Here is a 19,280-nt window from a genome sequence, read left to right as displayed (position 1 = left end):
GCTCCGCTCTACAGGAATCCCATGCCCGTTTCCGCCATCCTCACCGACATCGAAGGCACCACCAGCAGCATCTCGTTCGTGAAGGACGTGCTGTTCCCGTATGCGCGGCGTGCCCTGCCCGGCTTCGTGCGCGAGCATGGGCAGGAACCGGACGTCCGCCGCTGGCTGGACGTGGTGGCCACGGAACACGGCAGCATCTGCAGCGACGACGTCATCGTCGAGACGCTGCAGGGCTGGATCGACCAGGACCGCAAGCACACCGCGCTGAAGGCGCTGCAGGGCCTGATCTGGGAAGCCGGCTACCGCGATGCCGACTTCACCGCGCACATCTATCCCGACGCCGCGCCCGCGCTGCGCGACTGGCATGCGCAGGGCTATCCGCTCTACGTGTACTCGTCCGGCTCCGTGCCGGCACAGAAGCTGTTCTTCGGCCACAGCGATGCGGGCGACCTGACGCCGCTGTTCTCCGGCTGGTTCGACACCGAGATCGGCGGCAAGCGCGAGGCCGACAGCTACCGCACGATCGCGGACCGCATCGGCATCGCACCCGAGCGCATCCTGTTCCTGTCCGACGTCGTCGAGGAACTGGATGCTGCGCGCGAGGCTGGCCTGCAGACGCAGCTGGTGGACCGGCTCGACGACTACCCGCAGCCGCGGACCGGTGACGCATCGCGCGGGCATGCACGCGTCGCGTCCTTCGCCGACATTCCGCTGCCTACCGCGTGAACGGCGCCGCCGCGCAGCGACAGGCCACGCTGATCGGGCTGGTCGCGATCCTGCTGTGGGCGTCGCTGGCCCTGCTCACGACGGCGACCGGCAACCTGCCGCCATTCCAGGTACTGGCGATCGGCTTCGGCATTGCCGCCATCCTGGGGCTGGTCCGCGCCACGCTGCGCGGCACCGCAGGCTGGCGTGAGCTGTGTCAGCCACTGCCTGCGCTCGCGCTGTCGACGTTCGCGCTGTTCGGCTACCACTCGCTGTACTTCATCGCGCTGAAACGCGCACCGGCGGTGGAAGCCAACCTGCTGAACTACCTGTGGCCGCTGCTGATCGTGGTGTTCGCGGGTGTTTTCGGCGGCGTCGCAGTGCGGCCGGGCCAATGGCTGGGCACCGCGCTCGGATTGGTCGCTGCGGTTCTGCTGGTCACCCGCGGCCGTGGTCTGCAGGTCGAATCCGCCCACGTTCCGGGTTATCTCGCGGCACTGGGTGCGGCGCTGATCTGGTCGCTGTACTCGGTGCTCAACCGACGCCATGCCGACGTGCCCACCGCCGCGATCACCGTCGGCTGTGCGGGTGTCGCCGTACTGGGCACGGTCGCGCACCTGCTCAGCGAACAGACCGTCATGCCGACCGCGGGCCAGTGGGTCGTGCTGTTGCTGATGGGCATCGGGCCGGTGGGCGCGGCGTTCTGGCTGTGGGACCACGGCACCAAGCACGGCGACATCGCCCTGCTGGGCAGCCTGTCCTACCTCGCGCCGCTGCTGTCCACCCTGCTGCTGGTGGCATCGGGCCGTGCGGAGGCGCACTGGATACAGGCGGTGGCGGTCGTCCTGCTGCTGGCCGGCGCGTGGCTGAGCGTCCGCGCCAGCCGTGCGTCGCGGTGAGAGCGATTCGCGTTCCTGCACGGCGTTGCGCGATTGCCTAGTCTGCGCGCCACGTCGCAAGCCAGCCATCCGCCAGCCAGCCATGTGAACCCAGCCCGCCAGCCGCCGCTCGCCCGCCAGGTCCTCACAGGAAACGCCCCTCGACGAGGGGCGTTCCGCGTTTCAGGGCTTGCGGGGTTTCAGCTGGCCAGCCTCCACATCATCGACAGCAGCGGCAGCGCCCTGGCCTTTGCGCCGTCCACATACCGGTTATGCCCGACAGGCGACGGCGTCACGCCGAAGCGCTGCACGCGCTTGCGGACGCGATGGTTGAACTGCATCGCCCGCGTCCAGCGCAGCGTTTCGTCGGTCTGGAAGAAGAACGACAGTGAGATCGACACATCCTCCGGTCCGTTCTTCACGTAGTGGCCGGAGGTGTAGGGAATGTGCAGCGTATCGCCCGGCCGGAAGTCGAACTTGATCGCATGCGCGTCCAGGTCCGGGTGCCAGGGTGCCTGCACTTCCTTGCGGTCCATGTAGGCCTCGCAGATGTCCACCGGCACGATGTCGGGCCGGAAGTTCGGGAATACGGCCACTTCCTTGCTGCCGCGGATCTGCATGAGCACGTTCGAATAGCGGTCGAAGTGGAACGGCGTCATTGCATTGGGCGATGCGATGAACAGCCACATGCGCGGTTCGTGGATCGCCTGCGAGTTGCCGCTCTGGCGCTGCAGTTCCGTCATCTCGGCACTCAGGGACTCGTACAGGTCGCGGAACGCCGGGTGCGCTACCGGGTCGCGCACCGCAATGTACGAGTTGGAGGTGCGTATCGTCTCGATGGTCTCGCGCAGGCTGAGGCCATTGCCGTGCTCGAGATGCGCGCGGTCGAAGTTGATCGACAGGTCGGACAGGCCCTTGGAGTAGGTGATGCACTCCGGGGACAACTGCGGCAGCGACTCGGCCAGTCCCTCCATGGTCAGCGCCGGATGATCCAGCAGGCGATGCTTGAAGGTGAACGGAACGCGGTCCAGCTTGCCCACGGGCAAACCGGAATCAAAACACTGGAACATCGAAACCCCCTGTCGCCGCCCCCTGACGGCATCATGCTACCCCACGCTGAAACGCACCGGGACCGGCCAGGCCACCGCCTGTCGGCAGCCCCTCACCCGTGGATCTTCTCGCCCCGGGCAAGCATGGCGACCAGCTTCTCCACCCGCGCCTGCTTCGTTTCCGGCTTCACTGCCGTCTGCACACGCCAGCACACGGCGTAGCGGTTGGTCTTGTCCAACGTGTCGAAGAACGCCTTGGCCTTGCGGTTCCTGGCCAGCGCCTTCGCCAGCTCGGGCGGCACGTCCATCGACCTCGCGCCGTCGTAGGCCGCGTCCCAGCGTCCGTCCGCCTTCGCGGCTTCGACTTCGCGCAGTCCCGCCGGCCGCATGCGGCCCGCCGCGCTCAAGGTGTCGATCTTCGCCACGTTGATCTTCGACCAGGTGCTGCGCGCGCGACGCGGCGTAAAGCGCTGCAGGAAGAACTGCGCGTCGAAGCCCTTCTTCTGCCCGTCGATCCAGCCATGGCACAGCGCGACGTCGAGCGCTTCGGGATACGTCACCGACGGAATGCCGGTGTCCTTCTTGGCGATCTTCAGCCACACGCCTGACGACTGCGGATGACGTTCCAGCCAGCATTCCCACGCGGCCGGATCGGCGAAGTGCTCGATGGGCAGGTCCGGGCTGGCCATGGTCAGGGTGTGGCGGTCTGCAGACGGTAGCTCGTGTGGGCGGTGGTCTCGCCGCGCCAGCGGTCGAAGGCACGGACCTCCACGCGATGCTCGCCCTCGGCAAGATCGGTGGTCAGTGCGCCGCGCCACAGGTGATGCGACGGTTCGGCTTCGGGGGAGCGGTCGTAGCCACGCAGTGCGTCGGCCAGGTCGTCGCGCATGTTCTCCACCAGCAGCGATGGATCGGGCTGCTCGACGCGCTTCATCGCCTTCCACTCGCCGCCGTCGACCCGGTACTCCACCCGCGTGTCCGCCTCGCCCATGTAGACGTTCGCGTAGACGCCCCAGGCCGGGTACGCCCCCTTGCGGAGGACGTTCGGTGCATGCAGGCCAATGCCGCTGTCGTCCTTCGCGCGCGCCGCATGCCACGACAGCGTGTACTCGCCGCCCTTCCGCACGCGCAAGCGCGCATGGCCATTCGGCGTGCCGTCAGCCATGGTGCTGTCCGGAATACCCGCCGCATCCTTGACGCCCGACCAGTACGCACCACAGGCCGCGCCGACGTTGTACTCGTGCAGCGGCTGCGTGCCGTGCCAGCCGGTGGCGGCATCGTGGTACCAGTGACGCTGCGTGTGGGTATGCCCACTGAGCAGCAGCACGTGCGGAAAATCCCTCAGCAGCGCGAACAGCCGCTCGCGGTCCGCAGGACGGAACCCACGCGCGCCTTCCTCGAAGAACGGGATATGCACGCCGATCACCAGCAGGCGATCCCTGCGCACGGTCGGCAGGTACGCCTGCAGGAAGGCGAACTGATCCTCGCGCAGTCCGCCCAGGTAGGACGGCGACTCGCCCGGCCGGTAGATGATGTCGTCCAGCCCGATGAAGGTCACCGCGTCCTCTTCCCATGCAAACGTGTCCGGCCCCAGATGGTGGCGGAACGTGCGCAGCGAATCCGCGTCGCTGGCGGCATCGAAATCGAGGTCATGGTTGCCGGGAATGAACAGCCACGGCACCTGCAGGCTCATCGTCGTGCGCAGCATCTCGGGATACAGCGCCAGGTCGTCGTTGACGATGTCGCCCAGCGTCAGCCCCAGCGACGCGCCGTGCTTGCCCACCAGCGGTTGCACGATGTCGCGCCAGTAGTAGTCCACGTCCTGCACCGAGGCGGTCTGGCTGTCGGCCAGCAAGAGGGCCTCGAATTCACCGGCAGTTGTCGCTTCGCCACGCGGACGCAGGCCGAAATGCCTGCAGCCCGGTTGGCGTTGCGGAGTGCCGCCGTACTTCAGCGCCGGGCCCTTGTGGTACTGCCGGTTGTGCCAGAAATCCGGCATGCCGTCCGGCCGCACCGACACGTCGTAGCCGGCCGGCTTGACGACGAACAGCGTGCGACCGTCCTCGTACGGCACGTCGTATCCGCCGTCCGCGCCGGTGGTGACCAGTTGCACGCCGTCGGAGACCTTGATGCCGGGGATGCCGGGTTCGCCGGCATCGCGCACGCCGTTGCCGTTGCGGTCCTCGAAGACAACGCCGCTGCTGCAGGGTGGCGGCAGCGCATGGGCGGGGACGGCCAGGCAGGCCAGCAGCAAGACGGTCAGCGAAGCGCGCACGGCGACTCCAGCGGGGGCGACCGGCGGATTATGGCGCAGCGGAGGTTTCCTTGTAGGTGCGACAGGAACCGCGACGGTGATCGCCCGCGATGAGGATGCCAGACGGCCCCACGAAGAAGCTCGCGACTTACGTCGCTCCCACGCCCTCTACCGGGAACGCTTCAGGCTCCGTGGCGCTCGCGCAGCACGTCGACCGCATCGGCCAGCGACAGGCCGCGCGCGCGCAACAGGACCGTCAGGTGGTACAGCAGGTCGGCGCTCTCGCCGAGCAGGGCGGTTTCGTCCTGCGCGACCGCCGCCAGCGCGGTCTCGACACCCTCTTCGCCCACCTTCTGCGCGATGCGGCGTGTGCCGGATTCGAACAGGCGCGTCGTATAGCTGTCCGCAGGTCGCTCGCGCTCGCGCCGCGCGACAAGCGCGTCCAGGTCCGACAGGAACGCCGAAGGCGCAGACGGGAAGCAACTGGCGCGCTGCAGATGGCAGGTGGGTCCTTGCGGGTGCGCCAGCACCAGCAGCGTGTCGTCGTCGCAGTCGGCATCGACCGAGACGAGTTCGAGCACATGGCCCGAGCTTTCGCCCTTGGTCCACAGGCGCTGCTTGCTGCGACTGAAGAACGTTACGCGCCGGCTGGCGAGCGTGGCTTCCAGCGCTTCACGGTTCATGTAGCCCAGCATCAGCACGCGCAGGTTCGACGCGTCCTGCACCACGACAGGCAGCAGGCCATCACCCTTGCCCCAGTCCAACCGGCCCGGATCGAAACCGGGCGATCCGTTGTCATTCGCCACGTCGCACCTCGATGCCCTGCTCCGCCAATGCGCGCTTCAGCGCGGGAATCCTGATGTGTCCGCTGTGGAACACGCTGGCCGCGAGCGCGCCGTCCACGTCCGCCTGCGCGAACACGTCCGCGAAATGTTCCACCTCGCCCGCGCCGCCGGACGCGATCAACGGCACCTCGCACACGGCACGCACCGCCTTGAGCTGCGCCAGATCATAGCCGCGGCGCACGCCATCCTGGTCCATGCAGTTCAACACGATCTCGCCCGCACCCAGCCGCTGCGCCTGCACCACCCAGTCCAGCGTCCTCAGCCCCGCGCCCTGCATCTTCGAAGGATCACCGGTGTAGCGGCGTACGCGCCACTCACCGTCCGCCTCGAGGATCGAATCGACGCCGACCACCACGCATTGCACGCCGAAGGCTTCCGCCAGCTCACCGATCAGCGCGGGGCGTTCCAGTGCCGGCGTATTCACCGACACCTTGTCGGCGCCACTGTAAAGCACGCGGCGTGCCGTCTCGACACTGCGGATGCCGCCGGCGACGCAGAACGGGATGTCGAGCAGGCGCGAAACCCGCTCGATCCAGGCGTAGTCCACCGAACGTCCCTCGGGACTGGCGCTGATGTCGTAGAACACCAGTTCGTCCGCGCCCTCGTCGCGGTACCGCAGCGCCAGGTCGGCGATGTCGCCCATGTCCACGTGGTCGCGGAACTTCACGCCCTTGACCACGCGTCCTTCGCGCACGTCCAGGCACGGGATGATGCGCCGGCTCAGCATGCCAGCGCCTCCGGCAGCGTGAAGCGGCCTTCCAGCAGCGCGCGTCCCAGCACGATGCCGGCGCATCCGGCCGCGCGCGCGCCGCCCACGTCGGCGATGGCGCTGACGCCACCCGAGGCCTGCACCGCCAGCGCCGGCACGGTGCGTCGCAGGTGGGCATAGAGGTCCAGGTTGGGACCGGTCAGCATCCCGTCGCGCGCGATATCGGTACTCAACAGGTGGCGCAGTCCGGCTGCGGCGTATCGTGCGGCAAGTTCGTCCAGGGTTTCGGACGCCGTCTCGGTCCAGCCATGCACCGGCAGGCGCCAGACCCCTGCATCGTCGCGGCGCGTGTCCAGCGCGACGGTGATGCGATCGCTACCGAACTCGGCCAGCCAGCCCAGCACCGTCTCGGGCTCACGCACGGACAGCGAACCGATGACCACGCGATCCGCACCGGCATCGAGAATGCGCGCCACATCATCGCGTTCCCGTACACCGCCGCCGGTCTGCACCTTAAGCGGGGTGTGGCGCGCGATGTCGGCCAGCAGCGGCGCCAATGTGTAGCCACCCGCGCGTGCGGCGTCCAGATCGACCAGATGCAGCCATTCGGCGCCCTGCACGGCGTAGCGCAAGGCCACGTCCAGCGGGGTGCGTTCGTAGCGCGTCTCGCGGGCGTAGTCGCCCTGCGCTAGGCGCACGACGCGGCCATCACGCACATCGATGGCGGGATAAACGGTGAAACTAGTCATTGCAATCCGTACTCGATGAAATTCTTCAGCAGGCGCGCGCCCACCGCACCGGAGCGTTCCGGATGGAACTGCGCACCGGCCACGTTGCCACGCTGCACGACGGCGGCGAAGCGCTGACCGTGTTCGCTGCTGCATAGGCAATCGTCATCGACGGCTGCGGCATAGCTGTGGACGAAGTAGGCATGGTCGCCCTCCCCGATTCCCGCCACCAGCGAACTGTCGCGTTGTCGCTGCAAGGTGTTCCAGCCCATGTGCGGCACGCGGATGCCCGGCGACGTCGGGAGCTTGCGCACACGTCCGGGCAGCAGACCGAGGCATGGCGTGTCATCCTCGTCGGAATGAGCGAACAACAGCTGGACACCGACGCAGACGCCCAGCAGCGGCTTGTCGAGCGTGCGTAGTACGCGGACGAGGTCCAGTTCCCTCAAGCGCGCCATACAGACCGCAGCGGCACCGACACCCGGCAGGATCACCCGGTCCGCGCTGTTGATCGTATCGGCATCACCGGTCAGTTCCGCCTCCACGCCCAGGCGCTGCAGCGCATAGCGCACCGAGCCGATGTTGGAACCACCGGCATCCACCAGGACTACCTTCATTACAACGCGCCCTTGGTGGATGGCAGCTCGGCGCCCTCGCGCTTCACCGCCTGGCGCAGCGCACGCGCCAGCGCCTTGAAGCAGGCCTCGACCTTGTGATGGTCGTTGTCGCCTTCCACCTTCAGGTTGAGGTTCAGGCCGGAGGCATCGCAGAGCGAACGGAAGAAATGCGGCACCAGTTCGGTCGGCAGGTCGCCGACGCGCTCGCGCTTGAACTCGCCGCTGAAGACGAAGTACGGCCGACCACTGAAGTCGAGCGCGGCGCAGGCCAGCGTCTCGTCCATCGGCAGGGTGAAGCCATAGCGGCCGATGCCGCGCTTGTCGCCCAGCGCTTCCTTCAGCGCCTGCCCCAAGGCGAGGCCGGTGTCCTCGACCGTGTGGTGTTCATCGATATGCAGGTCGCCATCGGCGCGCACGTCCAGCGCGAAACCGCCGTGCTTGCCGATCTGTTCCAGCATGTGGTCGAAGAACGGCAGGCCGGTCTTCGCCACCGGTTCGGCCACGCGGTCGAGGTCCACCTCGACGCGGATCTTCGTTTCCTTCGTATCGCGCTGGACCACGGCACGGCGCGGCGCATCGGCCAGCTCGTGCGCAATGCCGGCCCAGTCCCACTCTCCGCCGAACTGCGCGGTCTTCAGCTGGAAGCCGCGGATCTTCAAATTGTCGGCGAACTGGATGTCGGTCGGCCGGTCACCGACCATGCCCGAGCGCGCCCAGTCGATGCTGCGGTCCTGCAGGTACGGCACCATCAGGCCGATGCCGGGCTTGCGCGTGGGCTTGTTCTCGTGCGGCCAGCTTTCGTCGATCAGGACCTCGCGGAAGCGGATGCCCTGACTTTCGAACACCTGCATCATCAGCGCCTGCGGGCCATCGAAACTGGCACGCGGGTATTGCTCGCTGCCCAGCCCGTCCTGGTTGCTGACGATGACGAACTGGTAGCCCGCGTCGCGCAGCTTCAGCAGCGCCGGAATGACACCGGCGACGAAGCGCACCTTCTCGTAGGTATCGATCTGGAAGTCTTCGGGCTCCTCGATCAGGGTGCCGTCGCGGTCGATGAAAAGGATTGGCGTCATGACATGGTTTCTGTAGGAGGGGCTTCAGCCCCGACGACGACGACCAAACCGGTCGGGGCTGAAGCCCCTCCTGCAGCGTCCTCGCCCAGGGCGGACAGCACGCGATCGTTCTGGACCGGCGAGCCGACGGTGATGCGCAGTGCGTCTCCGAGTTGGGGGGCTGCACGCTGGTCGCGCACCACCACGCCGGCGGCGAGCAGTGCGCGAAACACGCTTTCGGCATCGTCGAAGCGCGCCAGCAAGTAGTTGCCCTGCGAAGCATAGACGCGACGGACAACGGCAGTCCTTTCGAGCGCTGCATGCAGGCGCGCGCGTTCGCTGCGTACCAGCGCGACGCGTTCGCGCGTCTGCGTCAGCGCAGCGTCGGACAGGCCTTCCAGCGCCACGTCGGCGCAGGGCGTCGGCACCGGATACGGTGCCTGGCAGCGTTGCAGCACCGCAATCAGGTCGGCATCGCCGATCACCACGCCGATGCGCGCGGCGGCCAGCGCATGTGCCTTCGACAGCGTCCGCAGCACGACCACGTTCGCCTGCGTGTCCAGCAGCGTCGTGGCGGACGGGCCATCGGCGAACTCGCCATAAGCCTCGTCCACGACCACCAGCGCCTTGCCGTCCAGCGCACGCGCCAACGCCGAGATGCCGTCGAGCGGAATGGCCGAGCCGGCCGGGTTCGAGGGCGAACACAGGAACACGATCTTGGCGCCCTGCCCCAGGACCGCCTCGCGGATGGCGTCGAGATCGGCGATGAAACCGGCTTCGCCGTCGACCAGCGGCACCTCGACAATGCGTGCGCCCTGCAACCGTGCGCAGACGGCATACATGCCGAACACGGGCGGCGTGATCACGATGGCGTCCTGTCCCGGCACGCACAACGCACGCACCAGCAGGTCGATCGCCTCGTCGCTGCCGCGCCCGACCAGCAGGTGTTCCGACGCAACGCCGTACAGCTGTGCCAGCCGCGCGCGCAATGCCGGCGGCTGCGGATCGGGATAGCGGCGGCTGCGCCCTTCCCCATCGGCCGGATTGGCCCAGGCGGACTCGTTGGCGTTCAACCACACGTCGCCACGCAGGGCTTCGCTGCGTGCGGACTTGTAACCGGCGAAGTCGCGCAGGTCGGGGCGTACGAGCGAAAGGACACTGCTCATGCGGCCACCTTGCGCAGGCGCAGCGCAACGGCATTGGCGTGCGCATCCAGCCCTTCGGCGCGCGCCAGCGTCACTGCACAGTCACCGATGGCGGAGATGCCCGCGCGACTGGCCGACTGCACACTGACGAAATTCTGGAAGCTGGCCACGCTGACACCGCTGTACGCACGCGCCGCGCCGCTGGTGGGCAGCACATGGTTGGTGCCGCTGCAGTAGTCACCCAATGCTTCCGGCGTGTAGTCACCGAGGAAGACGGAACCCGCCGCCTCCACGCGACCCAGCCAGGCGCGCGCATCGCGCAGCGCCAGGATCAGGTGTTCCGGCGCATAGCGGTTGCTGATGGCGAAGGCCTCGTCCAGCGTCGCGACCTTGACCAGGCGCGATGCCGACAGTGCCTGCCGCGCGATATCGGCGCGGTCCAGTTCCGCCAGCTGCGTGGCAAGTTCCGCCTGCACGCGTTCGATCAGCCCATCGTCGTCGGACAGCAGCAGCACCTGCGAGTCGGGGCCATGCTCGGCCTGCGACAGCAGGTCCGCGGCGACAAAGGCCGCGTCCGCGCCGGCATCGGCGATCACCAGCACTTCCGACGGCCCTGCGGGCATGTCGATGGCCGCGGCGCCGGACTGCGCGACCTGCTGCTTGGCCTCGGTCACGTAGCTGTTGCCTGGGCCGAACAGCTTGTCGCAGGCCGGCACGCTGTCGGTGCCGAACGCCATCGCGGCGATCGCCTGCGCGCCCCCCAGCTTGAACACGCGACGCACGCCGGTCAGCTGGGCAGCCACCAGCACCGCCGGATCGGCCGTGCCGTCCTTGCGCGGCGGCGTGCACAGCACCACTTCGCGACAACCGGCCAAGCGCGACGGAATCCCCAGCATCAGCGCCGTCGACGGCAGCGGTGCACTGCCGGCGGGCACGTACAGACCCACACGCGGGATCGGCAGGATCATCCGCTCGCACACCACGCCCGGCGCGGTTTCCACAGAATAGGGCTGCACCATGCCGGCGCGATGGAAGGCCTCGATGCGCTCGGCGGCCTCCTGCATCGCCTGGCGCAGATCGGCAGGCACGGCGGTATGCGCGGCGGTGAACTCTTCCTCGCTGACCTCGAACGTCGCGAGTTCCACGCCATCGAAACGCGCGGTGACTTCACGCAGCGCCGCGTCGCCACGGGCCTGCACGTCGGCCAGCAGGCCGGCGACGGCATCACGCGTGCGTTGCGCCACGGTCTGCACGGGACGCGCGAGCAGTGCCTCGCGCGTGGCTTCGTCCAGCACGGTCCAGTCATACACGGGTGCGGGCGATGCGGTCATGCCAGCGACCTCTCGACCGACAGCACCATCAGTCCCTGCGCGCCGGCGCGCTGCAGTTCCTCCAGCCGCTGCCAGGTGACCGCGCCGTGGCACATCGCCTGCAGCGACAGCGGACCGTCCTCGCCGCCCGGCAGCGTGACCAGGCCCTCGCTGTCGGTCAGCAGGCGCGACAGCGCCGGCACGGTGTCGCGCTCGGCACGGAACATCAGCAGCTTGCTGTCCTTCAACTTCAACACGCCATCCAGCCGGCGCAGCAGCATGTCGGCCAGGCCGGCACGGGCGTCGTCGAACTCGCGCGCCGGACCGGCCAGCACGGCTTCACTGTCCAGCAGCGTCTCCACCGGCTTCAGCTGGTTCGCCGCCAGCGTGGCGCCGCTGGAGACCAGATCGCAGATCAGGTCGGCGGTGCCCAGCTTCGGCGCGATTTCGACGGAGCCGGACAGTTCCACCACCGCCGCGTCGATGCCGCGCGCCTGCAGCCACTGGCGCAGGACGGACGGATAGCTGGTGGCGATGCGCAGGCCCTGCAGCTGTTCGGGGCCGATCCATTCCCAGCTGTCGGGGATCGCCAGCATCAGCCGGCAGCTGCCGAAACCCAGCGGACGCAGTTCGCGGTAGGCCTGCGGCAACCCATTGAGGGCGCGTTCGCCGGCCTGCTCGTCCAGTTCGTTGCGGCCTACGATGCCGAAATCGCAGACACCGTCGGCGATCAGGCCGGGGATGTCGTCGTCGCGCACCAGCAGCAGGTCCACCGGCAGGGATTCGCCGTAGCAGAACAGCTTGTCGCGGCTTTCGCGCCAGCTCAGGCCGCAGGCGGCGAGCAGCGTGCGCGCCGGCTCGGCCAGCCGCCCGCTCTTCTGGATGGCGATGCGCAGACGCTCGCGCGTCGCGGGGGTCAGGGAGGGACTCATGGGGGGAACTCAGTGGGAAGCGGAGGACGTCGCGGCCTGCTGGCGCTGGACGGCGGCGGCGTAGCCACCGGCCCCCCGCTCCAGCGTGCGGGCGACACGGCCGATGGTGGTCACGCTGACTTGGGTCAGGTCGTGGATCTCGCGGTACGGCACGCCCTTCAGCAACAGCGGCACGACCCGCCAGCGGTCGGACATGGCTTCCAGTTCCGCCGGGGTGCACAGGTCTTCCAGGAAGGCCCGCACTTCCTGCGCCTGCCCCAGCGCGGCAAGCGCCTCGGACAGCGCCTGCAGCGGGCCGGAGGCGGACTCGGGGTCGTCGTGGGGACGGCGCTTCATGATGAACGGGCAATCCAATGTATTAATACGCTAGTACATTAATTGGATTGTTGCGAAGCGTCAACCCGCCGCTTGTCTGGATGCGTGCGTCGATTGCGTTGTCTTGGGCAGGACAGGACGGGGACCCGCGATGGACTGGAGCGGACACGGACGATGAGTACACTGCCAAGGACGCCCGAACGCCGGAGCACCTACCGCGCAGCGGGCAACCCGGGGGGGACGGGCATGCGGTCACCACACACCACGCCATGCAGGCACCGCGCACTGGCCGCCGGGCTCTGGCTCCTGCTGCTGGCCTGCTTCCCGCTGGTGGCGACCGCCACCGACTCGCCGGCGCGCATCGCGGCCGACGCCAGCTATCTCCCGCTCGCCCCCCAGACCACGTACCTGCACGACGCCGATGGCACGACGACGGTCGAAGGGGCGAAGCGGCAACTGGACGACGGCCGCTTTGTTCCGCTGCCCAACGGCGATGCCTCCTTCGGCTTCCAGACCGGCGCGTTCTGGTTCCACGTCCGCGTGACCAACCAGAACCCGCGCGAGCAGCGCTGGCTGCTGGTGCAGCAGTACGCGCTGAGCGACCGCATCGACGTGTATGCGCGCTACCCGGACGGCCGCACCGTGCATCACGCCGGCGGCGACAGCTTCCCGTTCGAGCAGCGCAGCATCCGCTACCGCCACCCCAACTTCTGGCTCGACCTGCCGACCGGCGAGGAAGTCGACCTGCTGGTGCGCGTGCAGAGCCAGAGTTCGATGCAGGTACCGCTGTTCCTGTACACACCCGCCGCCTTCGCCGAACTGTCGCGCGACGGCCAGCTCGGCATCGGCATCTACTACGGCATCCTGCTGGCGCTGTTCTTCTACAACCTGGTGCTGTGGCTGGTGCTGCGCGACGGCAGCTACTTCTGGTACCTGTTCCACATCAGCGCATTCGGGCTGGTGCTGTTCACGCTCAACGGCCTGGGTTTCGAATACCTGTGGCCGCATTCCACCTGGCTGGCGGACAAGTCGGTGCCGCTCTCGGTCTGCCTGGCGCAGATCGGCATGCAGCAGTTCGCCCGCACGTTCCTCGACCTCAACACGCGATGGCGGCTGGGCGACCGCATCAGCAAGGCCATCATCGCGTTCTTCGTGCTGCTGGGCATCGCGGCCACGCAGCTGCCGTACCACGTGGCCACGCCCATCGCGTCGGCGGCCGTGTTCCCCAGCATCGTGTGGATCGCGGTGATCACGCTGATGGTGGTGCGCACCGGCTACCGGCCCGCCAAGGTGTTCCTGCTGGCGTGGGCGATGTTCCTGCTCGGCACCGGCATCTTCGTGGCGCTCGCGTTCGGCCTGCTGCCGAAGACCTTCATCACCGAGTACGGCGTGCAGATCGGCTCGGCGCTGGAGATGCTGCTGCTGTCGGTGGCGCTGGGCTACCGGTATGCGGCCCTGCGCAACGAGAACGAGCGCATCGTGCGCGACGCCAAGAACCTGCTCGAGGAACAGATCGTCGTCCGCACCGGTGAACTGCGGCAGGCGATGGCGGAACTGCAGACCGCTCACCACCGCCTGCGCGAATCCAGCCGCCTCGACGGTCTGACCGACCTCTACAACCGCACGCATTTCCGCGAGGCGTTCGAACACCTGCTGTCGCAGTCGCGCAATTCGCAGCGGCCGATCTCGCTGCTGATGATCGACCTGGACCACTTCAAGCGCATCAACGACACCTACGGCCACCTGGTCGGCGACGACTGCCTGCGCTGCACGTCGAACACGCTGGCCGAAACGCTGCGCCCGCACGGCGCGCTGCTGGCCCGGTTCGGTGGCGAGGAGTTCATCGCCGCCCTGCCCGGCATGGGCCTGGGCGAAGCGAGCGTCGTGGCCGAGGAACTGCGTCAGGCCTTGCGCGCGCAACCCTGCCGGAGCGGCGAGCTGGTCATCGCGGTGTCCGCCAGCATCGGCGTGCACTGCGTCGATCTGGAAGCCCGCGACAGCCTGGAATCGGCGCTGCAGGTGGCCGACCAGGCGCTGTATGCGGCCAAGGCCGAAGGGCGGGACTGCGTGCGGACGCTGTAAAGAATTTCGCTGTTGTGGGAGCGACGTAAGTCGCGAAGGCTCTCTGCAAAAAGCTCGCGACTTACGTCGCTCCCACACCTACTTTTCCTGGACCTCAGCGGCTCCGGACTGCCGCCAGAATCTCGCCCGACTCCACCAGCCGCACGGCGGTGGCGACTTCGCCATCCAGGGCGCGATCACGGTCGAGGAACGGGATCTTCGCGCGGATCGCCGCATGCGCGGCCGCGACCGCATGGCCCGGATGGAACTCCTCGCTGGACGCTAGCGCCTTCCGCAGCGCATCGACTTCGGTCAGGAACGCGTCGCGTCCTTCCACACCTGCCGACGGGCCACCGGACACTTTCGCGGCGAGACCTTCCGCATCGGTGCGATCCGACAGCGCACGCGCCGCATTGATCATGTCGCGGCGCAGGTCGAGCGCCTGCGCGGCGGTGTAAAGCTCCAGCGCCAGCACCTTGCCCAGGTCCTGCACCATCGCCAGCACGTGACGCGCCTCGTTGGCGCCCATCGACACATGGTCTTCCGCGTTGGCGCTGGTCGGCACCGAGAACACGCTGGCCGGATGCGCGCGACTGGCGAGGTCGTTGACGATGGCGGCCGCCGAGTACTGCACGATCATGTGGCCCGACTCGGTGCCGTCCTCGTTGCCGATCAGGAACGCCGGCAAGCCGTCGTTGGTGGCCGGGTCGACCAGCTTGTTGAGGCGGCGCTCGGAAATCGACGCCAGCGTCGGGATCGCCGCCTTCACGTAGCTCATCGCCAGCGCCAGCGGCATGCCGTGGAAATGGCCGGCGGAGATCACCTGTTCTTCGACGTGCTCGGCCTGCTTGTCGGGGAACACCAGCGGATTGTCGGTGACCGCGTTGAGTTCGATCTCCAGCACGCGCCGCGCCTGCTCGACCGCGTCGCGCACGGCGCCGTGCACCTGCGGGATGCAACGCAGCGAGTAACTGTCCTGCGGCTGGTGCTTCTTGCCGCCACGGAACGGCATGAAGCGGTCGTAGAACTTCTCGCGGCCATGGCGCTGGTCGGTCGGCACCCAGTCCCACCCGATGTCGAAGCGCAGTGCCTGCGCCTCGGCGGTATCCCAGCTGCGCGGCAGCCAGGGACGGAACTTCGGCACCAGGTGGTACGGAATGTCGGCCAGCGTCGACCCGTCCAGCAGTTCGCGCAGGCGGGCAGCGACGTGCACCTGGCCTGGGTGCGGCCGCAGCGCATGCACCTCCTCGGCGAACGCGCCCAGGCGGCCAGCGAACGCATCGATGGTCATCGCGGCGGCCAAGTCGGCAGTGTCCAGCAGCTGGTCCAGCCGGTAGGTGGCCAGCACGCCCATCGCCAGCATCTGCGCGGTGCCATTGTTGAGCGCCAGGCCTTCCTTGTACGACAGCGCGACGGGCGACAGGCCGGCACGCTTCAGCGCCTCGGCGCCGGTGATGCGTTCGCCGTTGTAGAACGCTTCGCCACCGCCCAGCAGCACGATGGCCAGGTGCGACAGCGGCGCCAGGTCGCCGGATGCGCCGACCGAGCCCAGCGACGGCACCACCGGCACGATGCCGGCATTGAGCATGGCGGCCAGCGCCTGCAGGGTCTCGACGCGGATGCCGGAGTGGCCTTTCAGCAGGGTGTTGATGCGGATGCCGAGCATGGCGCGGACGATCTCCGGCGCCATAGGCTCACCGACACACACGGCATGGGTGACGATCAGGTTGTACTGCAGCTCCTCATGCAGCGAACGTCCGGACTTCACCGCGCCCGGCAGTTCGTCGCGCAGCGGATGCGCGCCGAGCAGCTTGTCGGCGTTGCTGCCGAAGCCGGTGGAGACGCCGTAGATCGGCTCTTCGCGGCGGACCTGTTCGGCAAGGAAGTCGGCCGCGCGTGCGACCGCCTTCAGCGCGCCCTTGTCCAGCTCGACGCTGGCGCCGAACGCGATCTCGACCAGCTTGTCGCGGGTAAGCGATGCACCATCCAGCAGGATCGGCTTCATGTCAGCGCCCCGCCAATGCGCGGGCCTGTTCCAGCTCCACTTTCAGGCTGCTGGCCAGTTCCTCGCGCTTCACCTCGAACTGCTGCTCGCGCAGCAGGTCCTTGACCGTCACCACGCCGCGCGCGAGTTCGTCCTCGCCGGCCAGCACCACGAAACGGATGCCCGCACGCGAGGCGTACTGGAACTGCTTGGCCAGCTTGCGGCCTTCCATCTGCACTTCGGTGTTGATGCCGGCCGCGCGCAGGCGGCGCGCGATGTCCAGCGAACCGGCCAGCTGGCCGTCGTCCATCAGCGCCACCATCGCCTGCACGCTGCTCTCGTCGCTGCCGGCGATCAGACCGGCCTCGCGCAGCTGCCAGAACAGGCGGGTCAGGCCGATCGAGATGCCCACGCCCGGCAGCTTCGACTTGGTGTAGTGGCTGGCCAGGTCTTCGTAGCGGCCGCCCGAGCAGATCGAGCCGATCTGCGGGTAGCCGTCCAGCTGCGTCTCGTAGACGGTGCCGGTGTAGTAGTCCAGGCCGCGTGCGATGGAGAAGTTCAGGCAGTACGCGCTTTCCGGCACGCCCAGCGCCTTGACCAGGTCCAGCACTTCGCGCAGTTCGGCGATGCCCTCCTGATACTGGCCGCTACCCAAACGAGACTGAATTTCGTTGTGGGCCCACTCAATCTTTTCGAGCGCGTCGGCGTGCGAAACCGATCGCATCGCCACGAAATCTAGGATGCGTCCAACTGCCTCGGCAGAAAGACCAAAATCTGGCCCGGTCAGCGTCTCGCGCACGTAGTCGGCGCCGCGCTTGTCCAGCTTGTCGACCTCGCGCAGGACCAGCGCCTGCTGTTCGCCGTCGGTGACGCCCTGCGCTTCGAAGAAGCCGCGCATCAGCTTGCGGTTGTTCAACTGGATGGTGAAGTCGCCGATCCCCAGCTCACTGAAGACGGCGTGGATCACCGCCAGGATCTCGGCGTCGAAGCGCACGCTCAGCGCGTCCTTGCCGATCACGTCGATATCGCACTGGTAGAACTCGCGGAAGCGGCCGCGCTGCTGGCGTTCGCCGCGGTAGACGCGCTGGATCTGGTAGCGGCGGAACGGGAAGGTCAGCTCATGTTCGTGCTCGGCCACGTAGCGGGCCAGCGGCACGGTCAGGTCGAAGCGCAGGGCCAGTTCGGGCAGGCCCTCGCCTTCCTTGGCCAGGGCGCCGGTGGACTGGACGAAATAGACCTGCCGCTCGGTCTCGCCGCCAGACTTGGTCAGCAGGGTCTCGGACAGTTCGAAGACCGGGGTTTCCACGGGCAGGAAGCCGAAGCGCTCGTAGTTCCGGCGGATGGTGTCCAGCATGCGCTGGAAGGCGATCTGCTCGCGCGGGAGCAGCTCCATGACGCCAGGCGGGGTACGGGGCTTGATCAAGGGAGACTCCGGCTTTCGTGAACGGCACATTTTACGTGGCCGCCGCGGGGGCCGCAGCTTTTGTGGGACCCCGCCGGGCCGACGGTCGGATCCGCGCCCCAAGTCTTGCCTCGGCCCGGCGGCTTCATTACAATGCCGCGCTCAGTCGGGGTGTAGCTCAGTCTGGTAGAGCGCTACGTTCGGGACGTAGAGGTCGCAGGTTCGAATCCTGTCTCCCCGACCAATAGATTCAGCGTGTTACGACGAAACCGCCCTAGTGGCGGTTTTTTCATGCCCCTGATCTGCCATCACTCGCCCCAGATGGCTCGGTCTCAAGTTATGAGACCAACCATGTCCATGGTCTCTCCGTGCAGTCGGCACGTCTTTGGAGTGGCAATCATGGCAACCGACGTTGTCTCGCAACGCGCGGACGTTATCGCGAAAGACATCCTAATCGCGGCGCTTCAGGCCGAACGAGTGCATGTGGAAGGAGGAACTCCAGAATCTCAGGGGGAGAGCCTCGCAGCCATGTACGTCGCCTTGCTTAATGGAATTCGCCAACGCTCCTCAGCTTGATTGATTCAAGAGTGCGCTTGGGTTGCCTACATCGCGAGCCATGCTCCGTGCAGAAGGCCTGAGAGCATTATGCCGAAAGCCAGCAGAGCGAAGCCTGCGGCAATGCTCACCACGGTGATCCAAGCGTACTGAAACTTGCGCGCAAACCTCCCAATGCGCTCACGATAACTACGCATGTGCTCTTCAAAGCGCGGCGGATCATTTATGGCTCTGACGATATTTAGGTTCACCCTAGAGCGTAGGATCATTCCAAATATTTCCCAGCCAATGAACGCCAGCACAGACAGGCTCAATGAAATAGCTGCAGTCATGGATGTTAACGGCGTGAACTTACCAACGCCCTGTCCGGACATTTGCGCCCAAAGCGCAAATAGCGCCGCGTACCCTGCCACCATGATCACATTGGTGTAGTTTGTAGCGGCAGACATGCTTTCCTGAAGCATGTCTTTTTGGGCCGCAACCAGATCACCGCGATACATCTCGCGATGCCAGCGCATGATTGCTTGAAAATCTGGCTCAGGAACATTTACTTCTACCCAGACATTGAAGCGGTCACCACCGTCGTAAAAGTGGCGCTTTTCATAAATGGACTTCAGCCCGGTTCCAGGCTCTTCCCACTCCGAAATAAGCTGCCAGTCCCCCGGCACATCTTTGCCATTGGCGATCCCGCCAAGTAAGCGGGTCAGCGTGTAGTCCATAGCATCCCCCTATCTCGCCA

19 protein-coding genes and 1 tRNA gene are annotated in these 19,280 nt (G+C 67.2%); 5 read left to right on the top strand and 15 right to left on the bottom strand.

Features of this window, described 5'->3' with window-relative positions; all coding sequences use genetic code 11:
- Window positions 1-21 precede the first annotated feature (21 nt).
- Together mtnC and ACGHX3_RS07805 are read left to right on the top strand one after the other, a co-directional pair.
- Window positions 22-726, top strand: a complete 705-nt coding sequence (gene mtnC, locus ACGHX3_RS07810) for an acireductone synthase (RefSeq protein ID WP_394696996.1) — start codon at window positions 22-24, stop codon at window positions 724-726.
- Window positions 723-1,604 carry a DMT family transporter gene (locus ACGHX3_RS07805; RefSeq protein ID WP_394696995.1) on the top strand — a complete coding sequence of 294 codons (882 nt, stop codon included), beginning with the start codon at window positions 723-725 and terminating at the stop codon, window positions 1,602-1,604. Before mtnC ends, ACGHX3_RS07805 begins: the two co-directional genes overlap by 4 nt.
- 179 nt (window positions 1,605-1,783) lie before the next feature.
- Here the strand turns inward: ACGHX3_RS07805 and ACGHX3_RS07800 are convergent, their stop codons facing one another.
- From ACGHX3_RS07800 to ACGHX3_RS07745, 12 genes are all read right to left on the bottom strand, one after another.
- A complete protein-coding gene (locus ACGHX3_RS07800) occupies window positions 1,784-2,653 on the bottom strand; it encodes a cupin-like domain-containing protein (protein ID WP_394696994.1) in 870 nt (289 codons plus the stop codon).
- Window positions 2,654-2,745: 92 nt separating this feature from the next.
- Window positions 2,746-3,321, bottom strand: coding sequence for a YdeI family protein (locus ACGHX3_RS07795; protein ID WP_162338226.1), 576 nt, complete (start codon window positions 3,319-3,321; stop codon window positions 2,746-2,748).
- Between the two features lie 2 nt (window positions 3,322-3,323).
- Entirely contained in the window at window positions 3,324-4,907 is a 1,584-nt protein-coding gene (locus ACGHX3_RS07790) for a calcineurin-like phosphoesterase C-terminal domain-containing protein (protein WP_394696993.1), read from the bottom strand.
- A 161-nt stretch (window positions 4,908-5,068) separates the two neighbouring features.
- Complete coding sequence (hisIE, locus tag ACGHX3_RS07785) at window positions 5,069-5,692, bottom strand: bifunctional phosphoribosyl-AMP cyclohydrolase/phosphoribosyl-ATP diphosphatase HisIE (protein ID WP_394696992.1); 624 nt, start codon at window positions 5,690-5,692, stop codon at window positions 5,069-5,071.
- A complete protein-coding gene (hisF, locus tag ACGHX3_RS07780) occupies window positions 5,682-6,458 on the bottom strand; it encodes an imidazole glycerol phosphate synthase subunit HisF (RefSeq protein WP_394696991.1) in 777 nt (258 codons plus the stop codon). Before hisF ends, hisIE begins: the two co-directional genes overlap by 11 nt.
- Window positions 6,452-7,189, bottom strand: a complete 738-nt coding sequence (gene hisA / locus ACGHX3_RS07775) for a 1-(5-phosphoribosyl)-5-[(5-phosphoribosylamino)methylideneamino]imidazole-4-carboxamide isomerase (RefSeq protein ID WP_394696990.1) — start codon at window positions 7,187-7,189, stop codon at window positions 6,452-6,454. Before hisA ends, hisF begins: the two co-directional genes overlap by 7 nt.
- A complete protein-coding gene (gene hisH, locus ACGHX3_RS07770; RefSeq protein WP_394696989.1) occupies window positions 7,186-7,785 on the bottom strand; it encodes an imidazole glycerol phosphate synthase subunit HisH in 600 nt (199 codons plus the stop codon). Before hisH ends, hisA begins: the two co-directional genes overlap by 4 nt.
- Window positions 7,785-8,858, bottom strand: coding sequence for a bifunctional histidinol-phosphatase/imidazoleglycerol-phosphate dehydratase HisB (gene hisB, locus ACGHX3_RS07765; RefSeq protein WP_394696988.1), 1,074 nt, complete (start codon window positions 8,856-8,858; stop codon window positions 7,785-7,787). The genes hisH and hisB overlap by 1 nt, the downstream gene beginning before the upstream one ends.
- Window positions 8,855-10,003 carry a histidinol-phosphate transaminase gene (gene hisC, locus ACGHX3_RS07760; RefSeq protein WP_394696987.1) on the bottom strand — a complete coding sequence of 383 codons (1,149 nt, stop codon included), beginning with the start codon at window positions 10,001-10,003 and terminating at the stop codon, window positions 8,855-8,857. Before hisC ends, hisB begins: the two co-directional genes overlap by 4 nt.
- On the bottom strand, window positions 10,000-11,313 hold the full coding sequence (gene hisD, locus ACGHX3_RS07755) for a histidinol dehydrogenase (protein WP_394696986.1): 1,314 nt from the start codon (window positions 11,311-11,313) through the stop codon (window positions 10,000-10,002). The genes hisC and hisD overlap by 4 nt, the downstream gene beginning before the upstream one ends.
- Window positions 11,310-12,224 (bottom strand): ATP phosphoribosyltransferase, encoded by a 915-nt coding sequence (gene hisG / locus ACGHX3_RS07750; protein WP_394696985.1) that lies wholly within the window; start codon window positions 12,222-12,224, stop codon window positions 11,310-11,312. Before hisG ends, hisD begins: the two co-directional genes overlap by 4 nt.
- Window positions 12,225-12,233: 9 nt before the next feature.
- A complete protein-coding gene (locus tag ACGHX3_RS07745) occupies window positions 12,234-12,560 on the bottom strand; it encodes a YerC/YecD family TrpR-related protein (protein WP_213601242.1) in 327 nt (108 codons plus the stop codon).
- A 225-nt stretch (window positions 12,561-12,785) separates the two neighbouring features.
- Here ACGHX3_RS07745 and ACGHX3_RS07740 point away from each other — a divergent pair, with 225 nt between their 5' ends.
- On the top strand, window positions 12,786-14,621 hold the full coding sequence (locus ACGHX3_RS07740) for a 7TM diverse intracellular signaling domain-containing protein (protein ID WP_394696984.1): 1,836 nt from the start codon (window positions 12,786-12,788) through the stop codon (window positions 14,619-14,621).
- 94 nt (window positions 14,622-14,715) lie between these two features.
- Here the strand turns inward: ACGHX3_RS07740 and hutH are convergent, their stop codons facing one another.
- Window positions 14,716-16,605, bottom strand: coding sequence for a histidine ammonia-lyase (gene hutH, locus ACGHX3_RS07735; RefSeq protein WP_394696983.1), 1,890 nt, complete (start codon window positions 16,603-16,605; stop codon window positions 14,716-14,718).
- A 1-nt stretch (window position 16,606) separates the two neighbouring features.
- Complete coding sequence (gene hisS, locus ACGHX3_RS07730) at window positions 16,607-18,007, bottom strand: histidine--tRNA ligase (protein ID WP_394696982.1); 1,401 nt, start codon at window positions 18,005-18,007, stop codon at window positions 16,607-16,609.
- 146 nt (window positions 18,008-18,153) lie between these two features.
- Between hisS and ACGHX3_RS07725 the strand changes: the two genes are divergently transcribed.
- Together ACGHX3_RS07725 and ACGHX3_RS07720 are read left to right on the top strand one after the other, a co-directional pair.
- Window positions 18,154-18,230: transfer RNA gene (locus ACGHX3_RS07725), tRNA-Pro, on the top strand.
- Between the two features lie 155 nt (window positions 18,231-18,385).
- Complete coding sequence (locus ACGHX3_RS07720; RefSeq protein WP_394696981.1) at window positions 18,386-18,562, top strand: hypothetical protein; 177 nt, start codon at window positions 18,386-18,388, stop codon at window positions 18,560-18,562.
- Window positions 18,563-18,588: 26 nt separating this feature from the next.
- On the opposite strand, the gene ACGHX3_RS07715 is transcribed toward ACGHX3_RS07720, so the two are convergent.
- Window positions 18,589-19,260, bottom strand: coding sequence for a hypothetical protein (locus ACGHX3_RS07715; protein ID WP_394696980.1), 672 nt, complete (start codon window positions 19,258-19,260; stop codon window positions 18,589-18,591).
- Window positions 19,261-19,280 lie beyond the last annotated feature (20 nt).

Source organism: Pseudoxanthomonas japonensis (assembly GCF_043632995.1).
Lineage (GTDB): Bacteria > Pseudomonadota > Gammaproteobacteria > Xanthomonadales > Xanthomonadaceae > Pseudoxanthomonas_A > Pseudoxanthomonas_A japonensis.
This window is presented reverse-complemented; position numbering and strand designations above follow the sequence as displayed.